The sequence below is a fragment of the Colwellia sp. MB3u-8 genome (genome assembly GCF_014076985.1).
GTDB lineage: Bacteria > Pseudomonadota > Gammaproteobacteria > Enterobacterales > Alteromonadaceae > Cognaticolwellia.
The window spans coordinates 155,245-171,559 of sequence record NZ_JACGVA010000058.1 but is presented as its reverse complement, the minus strand read 5'-3'; the positions used below and the strand labels follow the sequence as shown (position 1 = coordinate 171,559).

Here is a 16,315-nt window from a genome sequence, read left to right as displayed (position 1 = left end):
TGATTAAATATCTGTTCAATGAAAGAGTAGAGCATTTAAGTAGTCAACCTGGCATTAGTTTAATTATTAAAAGATAGGAATAATATGGCAGTTTACTTTTCAATATTTTTAGTCATTATTACCGCAATTACCGGCATTGTTTGGTTAGCTGATAAGTTTTATTTAGCACCGCAACGTCAGCTTAAGTTAGCAGATGCGCAAGCTCAATGTGCATCACCTTTAAGCGAAAACATCGTGGCTAAATTAATTGAGCCATCAGCATTAGTGGATACTTCGGTACAAATTTTCCCGGTTATTGCTTTTGTGTTGATACTGCGCTCGTTTATCTATGAGCCGTTTCAAATACCTTCTGGTTCTATGATGCCGACCTTACTTGATGGCGATTTTATCTTAGTGAATAAGTTTAACTATGGTTTGCGCGATCCCGTAGTACGTAATAAATTTTTTCAAGTTGGCTTGCCAGATCGTGGTGATGTTGTGGTCTTTAAATACCCACGAGATCCACAAATTGATTACATCAAACGTGTGATAGGTTTACCAGGCGATAGAGTAATATATAAAAATAAAATTTTATATATCAAACCAGCCTGTTTGGCTTCTGATGCAAAATGTCCTGATTTTGAGCAAGTAAAACAAACCTTTAAAAATAAAACCGATTATAACGACGATGGTATGCCATTAACGCGTTACACCTCAACCATGGCTGATAAAACACATGACTTCTTAGTCAATGAGCAAATTTTACCGCGTACACAGCATTACTTTCAGCAAAGTGGTACACAAGCGAATGAGTTTTTTGTGCCTAAAGGTCATTACTTTGTTATGGGCGATAATCGGGATAATAGCTTAGATGGACGTTTTTGGGGCTTTGTGCCAGAAGAAAATTTAGTCGGTGAAGCGGTTGCTATTTGGATGAGTTTTGATTTTGATCGTACACCAGACAGCTTTTTACCACATTGGATACCAACCAACGTGCGTTTTTCTCGAATCGGTGGAATTGAATAACTGTGTTACATACTCCTGCCGCGATTGCGCGGCTTTATAAAAAAATTGGCTATAGTTTTAAAGAGCCTAAATTATTATTGCAAGCATTAACACATAGAAGCGCTAAAGGTGCTCATAATGAGCGATTAGAGTTTTTAGGTGATTCAATTTTAGGTTTTGTTATTGCAGAGTCCTTATATCAAAAATTTCCAAAGCAGGCCGAAGGCGATTTAACGCGTATGCGTTCAAGTTTGGTTAAAGGTGTTACTTTAGCTGAGGTGGGTCGAGACTTTGATCTAGGTCAATATTTGATTTTAGGACCTGGCGAATTAAAAAGTGGTGGTCATCGAAGAGATTCGATCCTTGAAGATGCCATTGAAGCCATCATAGGCGCTGTCTATTTAGATGCCGACTTACCCACATGTCAGGCATTAATTCTCAGCTGGTTTGAACAGCGCTTAAGTGACATCAAGCCAGGCAATGAACAAAAAGACCCAAAAACACGTTTACAAGAGTATTTGCAGGGAAGAAAAATTCCTTTGCCACAATATGATGTAATTAATACCACGGGGCAATCACACAATCAGCAGTTCACAGTGCGTTGCACAACAAGCGTAGTTGTGAAGGAAGTGATTACTAAGGGTAGTAGCCGACGTAAAGCTGAGCAATCAGCTGCTTTGCAGGTTTTAGAATTAATAGAACAAGCTTAATAGCTTGTTTGACATTTAAGTTGATAACTAGATTATGACAACAGAACAAACCTATTGCGGTCTTATTGCCATTGTTGGCCGCCCAAATGTTGGTAAATCAACATTACTAAATACTTTGCTTGGCCAAAAGGTCAGTATTACCTCACGTAAACCACAGACCACACGTCACAGAATATTAGGTATTTTAACCGAAGGTAATCATCAAGCTGTTTTAGTTGATACCCCTGGCCTACATTCAGAAGAAAAGCGGGCTATTAATCGTTTAATGAACCGTGCTGCCAGTAGTACCTTGGCAGAAGTTGGCACTGTAGTGTTTTTAGTTGAGGGTACTCATTGGACAAGTGACGATGAAATGGTACTGACCAAAATTAAAAACAGCGGTGCTCCTTGTGTATTAGTGGTTAATAAAATTGACAATATACCGGATAGAGACACTTTGTTACCGCATTTACAGAAGCTAGGTGCTATGCACGATTTTGCTGATATTGTGCCAATTTCAGCGAGTAAAGGTGATAACGTTGAGGCGATTAAAAAAATCTGCCTTAACACCTTACCCGAAGCCGAATTTTGGTTTCCTGAAGATTATATTACCGATCGCTCAAGTCGATTTATGGCCTCTGAAATTGTGCGTGAAAAACTCATTCGCTTTACAGGTGATGAATTACCTTACTCAACGACGGTTGAAATTGAACAATTTAAGATTGATGAAAAAGGTATCTTGCATATTAACGCGCTGATCTTAGTCGAAAGAACGACCCAAAAGCGCATGGTTATTGGCAATAAGGGTGAAAAACTGAAAGTTATTGGCCAAGAAGCAAGACGTGATATGGAAAACCTATTTGAACGTAAAGTGTTTTTAGAGACTTGGGTGAAAGTTAAATCAGGCTGGGCAGACGACGAACGCGCCTTAAGAAGCTTAGGCTATGGTGACGATTACTCAGGTTAGTTTGATATATGCGGGCTTAATTTACTATTCACAAAGTCGTTGATTAAGCCTCGCCTACATAGCGTTAGGTACTTAGGTTCAGTTTGTAACTGCTACTTGAGTCAATAAAAATTTTATTTTTCGCTTTCTGAACAGTGCTTAAATGCCACTGGTCTAACTTGGAATCTAGATGCTAGAAACTACGCAGTCAGCTTTTGTGCTCCATAGTCGACCCTATCGAGAGAATCAGCTGCTAATTGATTTGTTAACTGAGCATGACGGCAAACTGGCGGCGTTAAGTTATGTCGGTCATTCAACAAAATCGAGCCGTAAGGCACTATTACAACCTTTTCTACCGATCAAAGTCACCTTGAAAGGGCAATACAACTTAAAGAGCTTAATTCGAGTTGAGCCGATTGGAAAATCTTTTCTTTTAAAGAAAAACGCCTTATTCAGTGCTTTTTATATTAATGAATTGTTGGTTAAGCTGCTTGGCGACAATATTGCTTGCGAGGCGCTTTTTCAGCAATATAAAATGAGCTTAGGAGCTTTAGCACAAGCGAGCAATATTGAGATTTGTTTGCGAGAATTTGAATTGATGCTGATGGATGAGTTGGGTCTTTCTTTTGATTTTTCATTAGTCTTTGAGCATAGTGCAGAGGGCTTCTATTACCTGCCAGACGAAGGCTTCATCCCAGCTTATACAAAATTAAAGCAGCCTTGTTATAATCGTTGGCATTTACAAGCGATTGCCGAGCGCGATTTATCGACACCAGAAGTGCTCAATACCTTTAAAGCTTTGATGAGACAAGTGATTAATCATTTACTTGATGGTGTACCGCTCAATAGCCGAAAACTCTTTAGTAAGAAAGCATAGCAAGGCCATGATTAAGTTTCTAAGTTAAAGCGGTAAACTTAGTGATGTAAGCTGTTAAAATTAATCCAGTAAACATTTAATCCAGTAAACATAATAGAGATTGTATATGAAAGATATTTTATTAGGTGTAAACGTAGACCATATTGCCACATTAAGACAAGCACGTGGCACTAATTATCCTGATCCTGTCTATGCGGCTTCTGTAGCCGAGCATGCTGGTGCTGATGGTATCACAGTGCATTTACGTGAAGACCGTCGCCATATCCAAGATAGAGATATTTATGTACTAAAACAAACCTTACATACACGGATGAATTTTGAAATGGCCGTCACCGACGAAATGTTGGATATTGCCTGTGAAGTTAAACCCGTATTTTGTTGTTTAGTGCCGGAAAAACGTGAAGAGTTAACCACGGAAGGTGGATTAGATGTTGCTGGGCAACAAGATAAAATTAACGCCGCTGTAGCTCGCTTGGCAAATGCGGGTATACAAACCAGTTTATTTATTGATGCCGATAAAAAACAAATTGATGCAGCCGTACTCAGTAAAGCCACTTATATCGAAATTCATACTGGCCAATATGCTGATGCAGCAAGCGAAGAAGAGCAACAGCAAGAGCTTGCGCGCTTGGTTGAAGGCATTGAGTACGCTGATGGTTTAGGCTTAAAAGTTAACGCAGGTCACGGGCTTAATTACTTCAATGTTAAGCCAATCGCGGCGATACCCGAAATAATTGAGCTCAATATTGGCCACGCTATTATCGCCCGTGCGGTGATTGACGGTTTAGACAAAGCGGTTCGAGATATGAAGCGTTTAATGCTAGAAGCACGTGCTTTAGGATAACTTAGTACTTCGGAGGGTTAAAGTTTGTCAGTTGTGGGTATTGGTACTGATATAGTTGATATTCGGCGCATTGCTAAAATGTCTGAAAATGCGCAGCAACGCTTAGCCATGCGAATTTTAACGTCTGGTGAGTATCAGCATTATCTTACGTTAAAACAACCTGAGCGTTTTTTGGCTAAGCGCTGGGCTGGCAAAGAAGCCGCTGCTAAAGCGCTTGGCACCGGTATTGCTAACGGTGTTTCGTTTCAACATTTTGATATTGTGTCATTAGCGTCTGGGCAACCCACACTTGAGCTTAGTTTGCAGGCGTTAATGCTAGCTGAAAACCTGGGTGCTACTACATGGCATATATCACTTTCTGATGAAGTGAAATATGCCACAGCTTTTGTTGTACTATCAACATAGTTAATGACAGTAAGCTTAGTATGTAACGACATGTGATCAAGTTACGGATAAATTATGACTTGGCAATGATATATACCCTATACTTTTATTGAGAGGAATGAGTTTTTTATCAGTTGATGTGGATTGGGGGAGTTGATATGCCGTCGCAAAAAAATCCTATTATTGATAGGCGAAAAGCAGTACCTGAGCAATCAATATGGTGGTCTAAACTCTCTCTGGCACAAAAGTTTTCTGTCAGTAGTTTAGGGAAGTTTGGTTATGAACTCAGCTTTATTCGCAATGATGAAGGACATAGCTTAGCGGTATTAAGGTCTGACTCAAGCATTGCTGTGATTACTGAAGATGGCGACATTAACACCTCGCCAACTATAAAAATGCGTTAACTATTTTCCTTGTTTTTTTTAGTCCAATCTCGTTATATTTGCAATGCCTGCTTCAATATCGTTGATAAAAGCTTGAGCTTCTACTAGCACCAAATCTATTTGTTCAAAAAATTCAAAAAATTCTGGCTGTAAATCATCTAGGCCAATACCTCGTTTTAATTCTGTTTCAAGTTCATGAGTCACTTTCCCTAAACTGGGTACACCAGAGTAACAACAAGCACCGTTAAGCTTGTGTATTAACACTTTTAATTGCTCAATATCTTGAGAGATCAGCGCTTCAGAAATGTTTGCTTTGCTTTCTGGCAAACTGTTGACCAAGCCAATAAACATATCTTTGGCCAACATTTTTTTGTGTCCTGCTCTTTGTAATGCCAGTTTCCAATCAATAATCTTTGGCCTAGAATCGTTAATAGGCCTAAGTGTTGGAGCAACAAGTTTAGGGTGATAAGCGAGTAATGTTGAATCACAATACTCATAAATACTATGATGCAACATGGCTTCATCAATAGGCTTTGTAATAAAGGAGTTAAAGCCATTGTCGAGTAATTTATCTTTTTCTTCCCCAAAGACATGTGCGGTCACCGCGATTATTGGGGTATGCTCATTAAGTGTTTGTTGACGAATAATAGCCAAAGCAGAAATGCCATCGAGTACAGGCATCTGTATATCCATAAAAATTAAAGCAAACTTCTCGTGTCGGCATAACTCTACTGCTTGAGCGCCGTCGGTAGCTGTGATGACATCTGTTACTTGTTCAAGTAACAGCTCATTGATCAATTTTAAATTGGCGTCATTATCATCAACTGCTAGTACTTTAATCGGCACTTTTTGTTCTGGTGATGTGATTAAATTGTTGGTTTTTAGAGTTTTTGTTGGAGAGAGCGCTTTACTCAAGCGCTGCACCGTTATGGGTTTACTGAGACAAGTTTTAGCACCACTTGAAATTAATGCTTCATGTAAACTAGGTGAATTACTATTGTTGGCTAAATGTATGGATGGAATAATATCTTTCAGGATAAATATAAATTTTTTCACTTCATTAAGCGCTGATGGCCTAACGTCATGGCCGATTAAAGCAAAGTCGAATGATGAGAGCAATTTTTTATTTGCCAGTAGTTCGTTCATATCACTGCGTTGGCTTATACAAGTCGTTTTCATTTGCCAACTTGCTAATATTTCACTGGTTGCTAAACGACTTGCGGCATGAGGCTCATAATACAATATTGCCTTACCAATCAGACTCTCTGGGGCAGGTAACTGCAAAGTGGGTATGGTATTTATTTCACACTGGAAGGTAAACCAAAAAGTTGAACCTTCATTTTCTATACTTTCAAAACCAATGCCGCCGTGCATTTCTGAGACTAAACGTTGTGAGATAACCAGCCCTAAACCAGTTCCGCCATAAATCCGAGTCACACTTTTATCACCCTGGCCAAAGGCTTCAAAAATTGAATTTTTTTGCTGATTTGATATGCCGATACCTGTGTCTTGAACTGTTACCCTAATTTTATAGCGGTTTTTGCCAATAACATGACCTTCAAGGTTGATATCCACCGAGCCTTTATCAGTAAATTTAATCGCATTACTGGCTAAGTTAACCATCACTTGTTTGATACGCATTGCGTCACCAATCAGTGAGTCAGGTAATTGAGGACTCACGCGCAATGATAATTCAATATTCTTTTTATGGGCACTAGGTGCCAGTAACGTCAGGGTTTCTTCAATGGATTCACGAATTGAAAACGGAATTTTTTCAATGATCATTTTACCCGCGTCAAGTTTAGAGAAGTCTAAAATATCATTAATAATGGATAGCAGGCTGGCCGCTGAACGTTCGATAGTTTGTAAGTGATCGCGCTGAGTATCGCTTAAGGGCGTTTTTAACACTTGTCGGGTAAAACCAATAACACCATTAAGAGGTGTACGTAACTCATGGCTCATATTGGCTAAAAACTCAGACTTTACCTTGTTAGCATCTTGAGCTTTACGTTTTGCAATATCTAACTCAACGTTTTGAATTTCAAATTGCTCTAAACTTTCACGTAAATCTATCGTGGCTTGATCAATACTACGTTGCATTTCATCTTGATAAGTGCCTAAAGATTGCGCCATGGTATTGATACCATTTTTTAAAAAGTTTAGCTCACCAACAAGTTGTCCACTGATACGACTATCAATTTTTCCTTCTCTAATGCGGTCTATCGCTAATACCATTGATGATATGGGGCGGGTAACGCTATTAATGAGTTTATAAGCAAACAATGCACTGATGATAAAGCCAACGAGCAAAATGAAAAATACTGTGCTCAACAGCTGTTGTTGAGCATATCTAATCGTACTCTTGTCAATGTGTATGGCGATATAGCCAATAATACTACTGCCTAAAGTGTCGTCACTGGTTTGTGCTGTAAATTCGTCAATAATAGGCGCGCGATAAATGAGGTAATCACCATAGTCTTCATACTGAATGCGTTTAGGCAAATTTTGTCCTGTTTTAATACGCATGGCAAGGGTGTCACCGTGATAAGCACTGGTCACGAACACTTGGTTGTTGACAGTGAATATGGCAATACTTTTTATAATGTCGGATTGACTGCGGTGGCTAAAGCCGATCAGCGTTCTTAAGCTATCTCTTTTTTTCGCTAATAATGGCTCAGCACTACTAATGGCAAGAGGAGAGATGATGCTATTGGCACGTTGATAAATAAACTGATCGAGTTCGCTATAGCGACTATAGGATAAGTAGCTAGCAACAACTAAACTGATTAGGGTCGTAGGAACGACCGTAAGTAAAATTACCCAATCTTTCAGGCTTATTTTATGCATTTTTTGTTGAGCTTTAGTGTAAAATCATTGGGTTAATAACACTATAATGGCACAGTTAAGACTAATACCAAATAGTAATCGTTCACTATGGCAGCTAATAGATAATTTATGCTGCTCCTTGATGGCAAACTAAGATAGCTATGGCAAATTTTTTTAAAGCAAGCCCGAAAAAAACACCAATACAACAACATTTAACCGTTAATGTTAGCCACCTTGATCAGCAAGGCTGCGGCGTTGCCTTTCAAGGTAAAAACCCAATTTTCATTGAAGGTGCACTGCCCAATGAAACGGTTGAAGTTAATGTGTATGAGCAAAAAAGTAAATTTGCAAAAGCAAAGTTATTACGTGTTATTAGCGCCAGTGCAGCGCGAGTAGAAGTTAAGTGTCGTCATTATTTTCAGTGTGGTGGTTGTAATTTACAGCACATGGACTACCCGCAGCAGTTAGCTTATAAGCAAGATAAAATAACGCAATTATTTGCTCGCCAAGCACTCAATGAAAGTCTGCCATGGCAGAGTCACCTTATTAATGATCCATGGCATTATCGCCGTAAAGCAAGAATTGGTGTGCAATATAATAAACGTGGCGCGCCTATTATTGGCTTTCGTCAACGTGAGAGCAGCCACTTAACTGAAATTAAGTCTTGTCCAGTAATCGTCGAAGCATTTGGTCATATTTTTACTGAGCTAAAAGAACTTCTGCCAAGGTTATCAGGTAAAAATGCCATCGGTCATGTTGAAATTATTGCGGCTAATGAGCAGGTGGTTGTGGTGCGACAATTAGTGAAAGCAACGGCGCAAGACAAAAAGCTTTGGCAACATTTTGCTGATAAAAATCAATGGCTAGTCTACTTTGATGATGGTAATGAGGTCACACCACTGACAGAAGATAAAACCTTGTTTTATGCCTTAACGGATTCAATACAAATTGAGTTTTCGGTGAATAACTTTATCCAGGTCAATCATCGGGTTAATAAGCAAATGGTGGAGCAGGCGCTGACTTGGTTAGCGCTTAATGATAACGACATTGTGCTCGACTTGTTTTGTGGCTTAGGTAATTTTAGTTTACCTATTGCCGAAAAGGTCAGTCGTGTTGTCGGTATTGAGGGCATCACAGTAATGGTAGAGAAGGCCCAAGAAAATGCGCTAAAAAATGGTATTCACAATTGCCAATTTTATCAAGCTGATTTGAACAGTGATTGGCAAGACCAGCCTTGGGCCACACAAAAGTATACTAAGGTGTTACTTGACCCTGCTCGTGCCGGAGCTTATCAAGCGTTAACGCAATTACTGGCCTTTAATGTTAATAAGATACTTTATGTCAGTTGTGATCCTGCGTCATTAGCCCGTGATGCAAAATTACTTATCGATCACGGTTATAAAATTGAAAAAATAGCCTTAATGGACATGTTTGCGCAAACAAAGCATGTTGAAACTATGCTAATGTTTAGCTTATAGCGTGGTTGAGAAATTGAATCACAGGTAGGGAGTTCCATGGTTTCTGTGCGTAAGTCACATCAAATGTCACAAGCAAGCTTTGAGCAATGGCTAGTGGCGCTTGAATTAGACAATGACAAAAAAGCAGCGTTAGAAAAATTGTATCAAAAAGTAAATTATTTATTTGATGATAGCACCTCTTGCCAAACTAAATCTTTAGAAATGGTGGAAATTCTATCGGGTTTAAATCTTGATACCGACTCATTATGCGCGGCTTTTATCTGTCCCTTGTATGAGTATAAGTGCATTAGCCTTGAATATATTAAAGAGAATTTCTCTAAACAAATATATTTACTGTGCAAAGGTGTTGGCCAAATGGACGCGATTAAGGCTTTACAGCAATCACAATCTAGCCTAGTCAATACCAATCAAATTGATAATATCCGCCGCATGCTCTTGGCGATGGTTGAAGATGTTCGCGCCGTTGTTATTAAGCTTGCAGAACGCTTATGCCACTTACGCTTGGTAAAAGACAGTGATGAAGAAACCCGAGTGTTAGCGGCTAAAGAAACCAGCAATATATACGCACCATTGGCCAATCGTTTAGGTATTGGGCAGTTAAAGTGGGAATTAGAAGATCTTTCTTTTCGTTACTTGCACCCTGAGGTTTACAAAGAAATTGCCAAGCAACTGGATGAAAAACGTCTCGACAGAGAACGCTATATGGCTGAATTTGTTGATAACATATCTCAGCAATTAAAATCCTCTGACATTAAAGGTGTTGTTTGTGGACGTCCTAAACACATCTATAGCATTTGGAAAAAAATGCAACAAAAGTCGTTAGACTTTGAACAGCTATTTGATGTGCGTGCCGTACGCGTTATTGTTGATGAATTACAAGGTTGCTATGGCGCATTAGGGCTAGTGCACACCAGTTGGAAGCATTTGTCTAAAGAATTTGATGACTATGTTGCAACGCCAAAAAGTAACGGCTATCAATCCATTCATACCGTGGTTATCGGCCCCGAAGGTAAAACAATAGAGATTCAAATTAGAACACAACAAATGCATGACGATGCAGAATTAGGTGTCGCGGCACATTGGCGTTATAAAGAAGGTAATGCCAGTGGTAAAACCTCAGGTTTCGATGAAAAAGTCAGTTGGTTAAGAAAAATCCTACAATGGCAAGAAGACGTGTCAGAAAGTGGCGAATTACTTGATGAACTGCGTAGTCAAGTATTTGAAGACCGTATTTATGTTTTTACCCCAGGTGGTGATGTGGTTGACTTACCCAGTGGTGCAACCCCTTTAGATTTTGCTTACTATATTCACTCTAATGTCGGTCACAGTTGTATTGGCGCAAAAGTATTTGGTCGAATAGTTCCTTTTACCCATCTTTTGCAAACCGGCGATCAAGTTGAAGTCTTGCGCAGCAAAACACTCAATCCGAGTAGAGATTGGTTAAACCCCAGCTTAAATTATCTCCATACACCGCGTGCTCGGGCCAAGGTGCAACATTTTTTTCGCTTACTTGACCGAGATAAAAACCTTGCTGCCGGTAAAGAAATGTTAGACACCGCATTGGGTAAGTTACAGTTATCTTTGGCTAAAGTTGATTTTTCTGCGGCGATAGAGCGTTTTAATTTTACGACAAAAGATGACTTGTTTGCTGCGGTAGGCTCAGGCAGTACGCGCTTGTTACAAGTTGTTCATTGTTTACAACAGCAAGACGAAAAGTTAAAACCTGAAGTAGATATTGATCCGCAAAGCTTAATTCGTCAGCCCCAACAAGCTGACACAGAAGCTGCTGATAATAATGGTATTACCGTTTCAGGTGTTGGTAACTTGTTGACTCACATGGCGAAATGTTGTCATCCTGTGCCGGGCGATGAAATCGCTGGCTTTATTACTCAAGGACGTGGGATTTCAGTGCATCGGGTTGACTGTGAACAGCTCGCCAACGCACTGAATCAGCAACCAGAGCGTGAAGTAGAAGTACAGTGGGGCATAAATAACAAAAAAAGTTATCAAGTGAGCATCAACATTATTGGCGGTGATCGCCAAGGCTTACTCAGAGATATCTCGACGATTATTTCCAATGAAAGAGTCAGTATTATTGGTATTGAAAGTCATACCGATAACGCTAAACAAAGTATGAGCATGACCATAAAAGTGGAAATAGCCAATAACGAAGCGTTAACGCGCTTATTAGCTAAATTAAAGCAGTTAGATGACGTTGCAGAAGTTAAACGATTATAACCAGTAACTAAGTCATTTTAACGACAAACTCTGTTACAGGGTCAAGAAAAAATCACAGCGTGTGAGATGTGAATTAGGCAATCCTAGAAAAGGTTGCCTTTGTGATAGCAAGCCAATTTTTTCGTTGATATTACCCCTCAAATTTTTATAAAAAAATGTCCTCAGATTACAGTCGTTTCATTATTTAATATTTATCGGGTGATAGCCTTTGACGTGTTACTCCTTTGAATTAAACTATTAAATTCATCTCTAAGTTCTTTCGATTTTTCTGTGCCCTCTTTTTTGTTGAATGCTTGCATCCACTTTATTCCTTCAGCAGATATTTCCCATTCCATGGACGAATAACCCTCTTTTAAAGTCCATGCTGTAGCCATATCCCATTCACCACTTTGCAGCCTTATAATATAAGGTACTTGAGTTCCCGCTGTTTTAGATGCTGGGAAATAATGGTCTGTGATTATTTCCATAGCTCTATCCACTTTTCCGGGTTTAAAGTCGGTATAGGTAATGGACATGTACTCAACGTCGGCGAACTTTTTAGGCTTTTGTTCTTCAGCATCAATAGTAAACGGCATTACAGTTAACAAAAAAGATAAACTAACCATGATAGCCTTTCTCATCATTATTTTCCTTTTGTAAAGTTTATTTTTTACTGCCTGTTTTATTCACTTTAAAAGTTTAGTATAAAAAAAATACAATAACGAATCACCAATATCTTAATATTAAGGAATGTAATATATTGGCTTAATATGATGAATTAGGATGCTAGATTAGCGATACAAAGTCGTAGGTGCTGTATAGCGCCAAGATAAATAGGCAGGATATTTAAAAATGTTGAATGACAAACCCTCAATAGAAAAACTTCGTTGGATCATGTCCGAGTTACGTAACCCTGAAACGGGTTGTCCTTGGGATCTGAAACAAACCTTTGCCTCTATTATCCCCCATACCCTTGAAGAAGCTTACGAAGTAGCTGACGCTATTGAGCAAGAAGATTTTACTGAGCTGGAAAAAGAGCTAGGCGATTTATTGTTTCAAGTGGTGTTTTATAGCCAACTTGGTGAGGAAGAAAAGCGTTTTGACTTTAACAGTGTGCTGAGTGCTATTTGTGAAAAATTGATCCGCCGTCATCCCCATGTTTTTGCGAGTAGTGACTTTGAATCTGAGGCGCAAGTCAAAGCTAACTGGGAAAATGAGAAGATTAAAGAGCGTCAGCAAAAAAATGACGATAAAAAATTAAGTATTTTAGCCGATATTCCGCGTAATCTGCCGGCGTTATCACAGGCAGCAAAAATTCAAAAACGCTGTGCCCATGTCGGCTTTGATTGGCATAATATTGATGACGTTTTTGCTAAAGTTGAAGAAGAAGTGTTAGAGGTCAAAGCGGAGTTACATCGAGACGATACCGCTTTAGCTGAAGAATTGGGGGATTTAATGTTTGCGGTAGTCAATTTGTGTCGACATGCTAAACAAGACCCTGAAGCTTTACTGCGCCAAGCAAATAATAAGTTTACTCGGCGCTTTTATGGCGTTGAAGCGCAAGTTAATCGCGCGGATAAAAGTTTTGAACAACATTCGTTAGACGAGCTTGAAGCCTTTTGGCAACAAGTGAAAGTTTCTGAAAAATCCTAAGCTTAATTAACCTGAGTTAAGGTTAGTTAAGCTTAGTTAATAAAATTATTGAGGTAAAAATGAGTTCACTACCCGCATTAGTTGACAGTAAAATAACGCTAAACAATAAAGTACTCACCTTAACATTCAATCGCCACGACGTGCGTAACGCCTTAACGGGTACTGCCATTGCCGACGATATTGTCAATACCGTTGAATGGATTAATCGTACACCTGAAATCGCTGTGCTGATTATTACCGGTGACGGCTCTGCGTTTTCTTCTGGTGGAAATATAAAAGATATGGCTGAGCGCACTGGGGATTTTGCCGGTGATGTACAAGCACTAGAAAGACGTTACCGAGAAGGTATTCAACGTATACCATTAGCTTTACACAAATTAGAAGTACCGGTTATTGCGGCGGTTAATGGCCCAGCAATAGGGGCGGGTTTTGATATTGCTAATATGTGCGATATGAGAATAGCATCAACAAAAGCTAAATTTGGTGAAACCTTTGTTAACTTAGGTATTATTCCAGGTGATGGCGGCGCTTGGTTTATGCAACGCTTAATTGGTTATCAAAAAGCCGCTGAGTTAACCTTTACTGGCCGTGTAATCGATGCGTTAGAGGCAAAAGAAATGGGTGTGGTATTAGATGTAGTTGAGCCAGAATATCTACTTGAAAGAGTACAAAAGCTAGCAAACGAAATAGCGGCTAAACCTGTGGCGTCGTTACGGTTAACAAAACGTTTAATGAAGTTAGCACAGCGTACAGAGTTGCCCGATTTTCTTGATATTTGTGCCGTGTTTCAAGGCATGTGTCATAACAATCCAGAGCATTTGAGCGCAGTAAATACCATGATCGAAAAACTGGCAAAATAACAGTGACTCACAAAGGTTAACTCACGCGTTAACCTTTGTGAGTATTAGTTATGACTCTTTTTTACTCTTCGTTTGACACATAACTTCACACTTAACTTCACACTCAGTGCTAATGCATAAACAGTTATTAGCTTACTTTAATGCTAGTAGATGTTTAGTTTAACGCACTGCTTAATTTTGTAATAAAGTTATCTATAGCCGTTTTATCAATATCTAAATGAGTGACTAGTCGCATAGGGTTGCCCGCAGATAATAGTATTTTATCTGCCTTTAATTTGTCGAGCAAATTAGCCATATCAACAGCTTCAGAGAATTTTGCGAAAACCATATTGGTCTCAACTTGCTCCAGATTGACTGAAATATCAGCAAACTGGTTTAAGGCATGCGCTAAATATTTCGCATTAATGTGATCTTGTGCTAATTTTTCTGGATTTTGCTCTAGTGCTATTTTGGCTGCTGCAGCGATAATACCGGCTTGACGCATGCCGCCACCCACCACTTTTCGCCAGCGCTTGGCACTTTTTATCAAAGCTTGTGAGCCAAGCAATAACGAACCTATTGGCGCGCCAAGGCCTTTTGATAAACAAATAGACACTGAGTCTACGTGTTGGCAAATTTCAGTAATATCGACATTTAATGCGCTAGCCGCATTGTAAACTCGCGCACCGTCTAAATGCAGGGCTAGATTGTTTTGCTGAGTAAACTCACGCGCTTTTACCATATAAGTTAACGGCAGGACTTTACCGTTAATGGTATTTTCAATACTGAGTAAGGTAGTACGAGCAAAGTGAGAGTCGTCAGGTTTTATTGCCGCCGCAAGCTTTTTAAAGCATAAAGAGCCGTCTTGCTCATTGGCTATCGGTTGTGGCTGAATTGAGCCTAAAATAGCCGCGCCACCGCCTTCAAACTTATAGTTATGCGCTTGTTGTCCACAAAGGTACTCATCACCTCTTTGGCAATGTGCCATTAGCGCTAATAAGTTAGCTTGTGTACCTGAACTACAAAACATGGCACTGGCAAAACCGTGTCGCTCTGCTGCCCAAGACTCAAGGTCATTAACCGTAGGGTCGTCGCCATAAACGTCGTCACCTACCTCAGCGTTTGCCATCGCCGTACGCATTGCTTTACTGGGGCGGGTTACTGTGTCAGAGCGAAAATCAATCATGTGGCACCTTAGGTTTTTAGGGCAAGATAGTGGTGATTAAAAAAAGCATCTTAACGCCATTTATTAGTCAAATGGATTAAGACACCTTTAATCAATAAGTTTTGTCAGAAGGTTATTCTTCAGCGAGTTCAGCATTGTGATAAATATTTTGTACGTCATCACAGTCTTCTAGCATGTTGATGAATTTTTCAAAATTAGCTAAGTCGTCTTCACCTGAAATTTCAGTATAGGTTTGTGGTACCCAAGTAATTTCTTCTACTTCGAGTTCAATTTCAGGCATGCTGTTGGCAAATTCTGTTTTGATTTTGAAAAACTCAGTATGTGGTGCGTAAACGGTAATAATACCGTCTTCAAGCTCAACATCAGTCACATCGATGTCAGCCATCATTAAGTTCTCTAACACACTTTCATCGTCTTCACCTTTAAAAGCAAATAGTGCTTGATGATCAAACATGTGTGAAACAGTGCCTGATGAACCAATTTTTGAGTAAGTTTTAGTAAAACATTGACGCACATCTTTAATGGTACGATTGCCGTTATCGGTTAAACAATCAATAATGACCATACAGTTGCCTGGGCCAAAGCCTTCGTAGCGTGATGCTACATAATCTTCGCCGCCAGCACCTATCGCTTTTTCTAATGCTTTTTCAATAACATGTGTAGGAACTTGATCTTTCTTTGCTTTTTCAATAGTCCGACGTAAAGCCAAGTTACCATCGGGGTCTACACCGCCATTTTTCGCTAGTACATAAATTTCTTTGCCGTACTTTGAATAAACTTTAGTTTTTTGACCTGCAGTTTTAGCCATTGATAATTTACGGTTTTGGTATGCTCTGCCCATCTGAATACGTCTCGTTGCTGATAATTAGAATTGCTATAGCTTAGATTCTAACGGGTAGTGTCGGCTATTTCTAGTACTTAGCCCATTTGAGCTTTCAAATTTTAAAATAGTAGGTAAAATTCACCCCTAACTAAGGTCAATTATTTACTCGTGTTCTCTGTCAACGTT

At 39.4% G+C, this 16,315-nt stretch carries 15 protein-coding genes; 11 read left to right on the top strand and 4 right to left on the bottom strand.

Annotated features, from left to right (window positions below):
* Window positions 1-84: 84 nt before the first annotated feature.
* The 7 genes from lepB (at window position 85) to H4J54_RS05430 (ending at window position 5,128) form a co-directional block, all read left to right on the top strand.
* Window positions 85-1,005, top strand: a complete 921-nt coding sequence (gene lepB / locus H4J54_RS05460) for a signal peptidase I (RefSeq protein ID WP_182189903.1) — start codon at window positions 85-87, stop codon at window positions 1,003-1,005.
* A 2-nt stretch (window positions 1,006-1,007) separates the two neighbouring features.
* Window positions 1,008-1,694 carry a ribonuclease III gene (gene rnc / locus H4J54_RS05455; RefSeq protein WP_310649779.1) on the top strand — a complete coding sequence of 229 codons (687 nt, stop codon included), beginning with the start codon at window positions 1,008-1,010 and terminating at the stop codon, window positions 1,692-1,694.
* A gap of 34 nt (window positions 1,695-1,728) precedes the next feature.
* Window positions 1,729-2,640: a GTPase Era gene (gene era, locus H4J54_RS05450; protein WP_182134927.1), complete on the top strand. Its 912-nt coding sequence runs from the start codon at window positions 1,729-1,731 to the stop codon at window positions 2,638-2,640.
* A 169-nt stretch (window positions 2,641-2,809) separates the two neighbouring features.
* On the top strand, window positions 2,810-3,496 hold the full coding sequence (gene recO, locus H4J54_RS05445; RefSeq protein WP_182189902.1) for a DNA repair protein RecO: 687 nt from the start codon (window positions 2,810-2,812) through the stop codon (window positions 3,494-3,496).
* Between the two features lie 106 nt (window positions 3,497-3,602).
* Window positions 3,603-4,340, top strand: coding sequence for a pyridoxine 5'-phosphate synthase (pdxJ, locus tag H4J54_RS05440; protein WP_182189901.1), 738 nt, complete (start codon window positions 3,603-3,605; stop codon window positions 4,338-4,340).
* A gap of 24 nt (window positions 4,341-4,364) precedes the next feature.
* Entirely contained in the window at window positions 4,365-4,745 is a 381-nt protein-coding gene (acpS, locus tag H4J54_RS05435) for a holo-ACP synthase (RefSeq protein ID WP_182189900.1), read from the top strand.
* 137 nt (window positions 4,746-4,882) lie between these two features.
* Window positions 4,883-5,128, top strand: a complete 246-nt coding sequence (locus H4J54_RS05430) for a hypothetical protein (protein WP_182189899.1) — start codon at window positions 4,883-4,885, stop codon at window positions 5,126-5,128.
* A gap of 18 nt (window positions 5,129-5,146) precedes the next feature.
* On the opposite strand, the gene barA is transcribed toward H4J54_RS05430, so the two are convergent.
* Entirely contained in the window at window positions 5,147-7,954 is a 2,808-nt protein-coding gene (barA, locus tag H4J54_RS05425) for a two-component sensor histidine kinase BarA (protein WP_182189898.1), read from the bottom strand.
* A 140-nt stretch (window positions 7,955-8,094) separates the two neighbouring features.
* Between barA and rlmD the strand changes: the two genes are divergently transcribed.
* Together rlmD and relA are read left to right on the top strand one after the other, a co-directional pair.
* A complete protein-coding gene (gene rlmD / locus H4J54_RS05420; RefSeq protein ID WP_182189897.1) occupies window positions 8,095-9,411 on the top strand; it encodes a 23S rRNA (uracil(1939)-C(5))-methyltransferase RlmD in 1,317 nt (438 codons plus the stop codon).
* Window positions 9,412-9,447: 36 nt separating this feature from the next.
* Window positions 9,448-11,649 carry a GTP diphosphokinase gene (relA, locus tag H4J54_RS05415; RefSeq protein WP_182189896.1) on the top strand — a complete coding sequence of 734 codons (2,202 nt, stop codon included), beginning with the start codon at window positions 9,448-9,450 and terminating at the stop codon, window positions 11,647-11,649.
* A gap of 191 nt (window positions 11,650-11,840) precedes the next feature.
* On the opposite strand, the gene H4J54_RS05410 is transcribed toward relA, so the two are convergent.
* On the bottom strand, window positions 11,841-12,272 hold the full coding sequence (locus tag H4J54_RS05410) for a hypothetical protein (RefSeq protein WP_182189895.1): 432 nt from the start codon (window positions 12,270-12,272) through the stop codon (window positions 11,841-11,843).
* 208 nt (window positions 12,273-12,480) lie between these two features.
* On the opposite strand from H4J54_RS05410, the gene mazG reads away from it, so the two are divergent.
* Window positions 12,481-13,281 carry a nucleoside triphosphate pyrophosphohydrolase gene (gene mazG, locus H4J54_RS05405; RefSeq protein ID WP_182189894.1) on the top strand — a complete coding sequence of 267 codons (801 nt, stop codon included), beginning with the start codon at window positions 12,481-12,483 and terminating at the stop codon, window positions 13,279-13,281.
* A 59-nt stretch (window positions 13,282-13,340) separates the two neighbouring features.
* Window positions 13,341-14,141 carry an enoyl-CoA hydratase-related protein gene (locus tag H4J54_RS05400; RefSeq protein ID WP_182189893.1) on the top strand — a complete coding sequence of 267 codons (801 nt, stop codon included), beginning with the start codon at window positions 13,341-13,343 and terminating at the stop codon, window positions 14,139-14,141.
* Between the two features lie 154 nt (window positions 14,142-14,295).
* Here H4J54_RS05400 and ltaE read toward each other — a convergent pair whose 3' ends face one another.
* Both ltaE and H4J54_RS05390 read right to left on the bottom strand, forming a co-directional pair.
* Complete coding sequence (gene ltaE, locus H4J54_RS05395) at window positions 14,296-15,306, bottom strand: low-specificity L-threonine aldolase (protein WP_182189892.1); 1,011 nt, start codon at window positions 15,304-15,306, stop codon at window positions 14,296-14,298.
* Window positions 15,307-15,418: 112 nt separating this feature from the next.
* A complete protein-coding gene (locus H4J54_RS05390) occupies window positions 15,419-16,147 on the bottom strand; it encodes a YebC/PmpR family DNA-binding transcriptional regulator (RefSeq protein ID WP_182189891.1) in 729 nt (242 codons plus the stop codon).
* Window positions 16,148-16,315 lie beyond the last annotated feature (168 nt).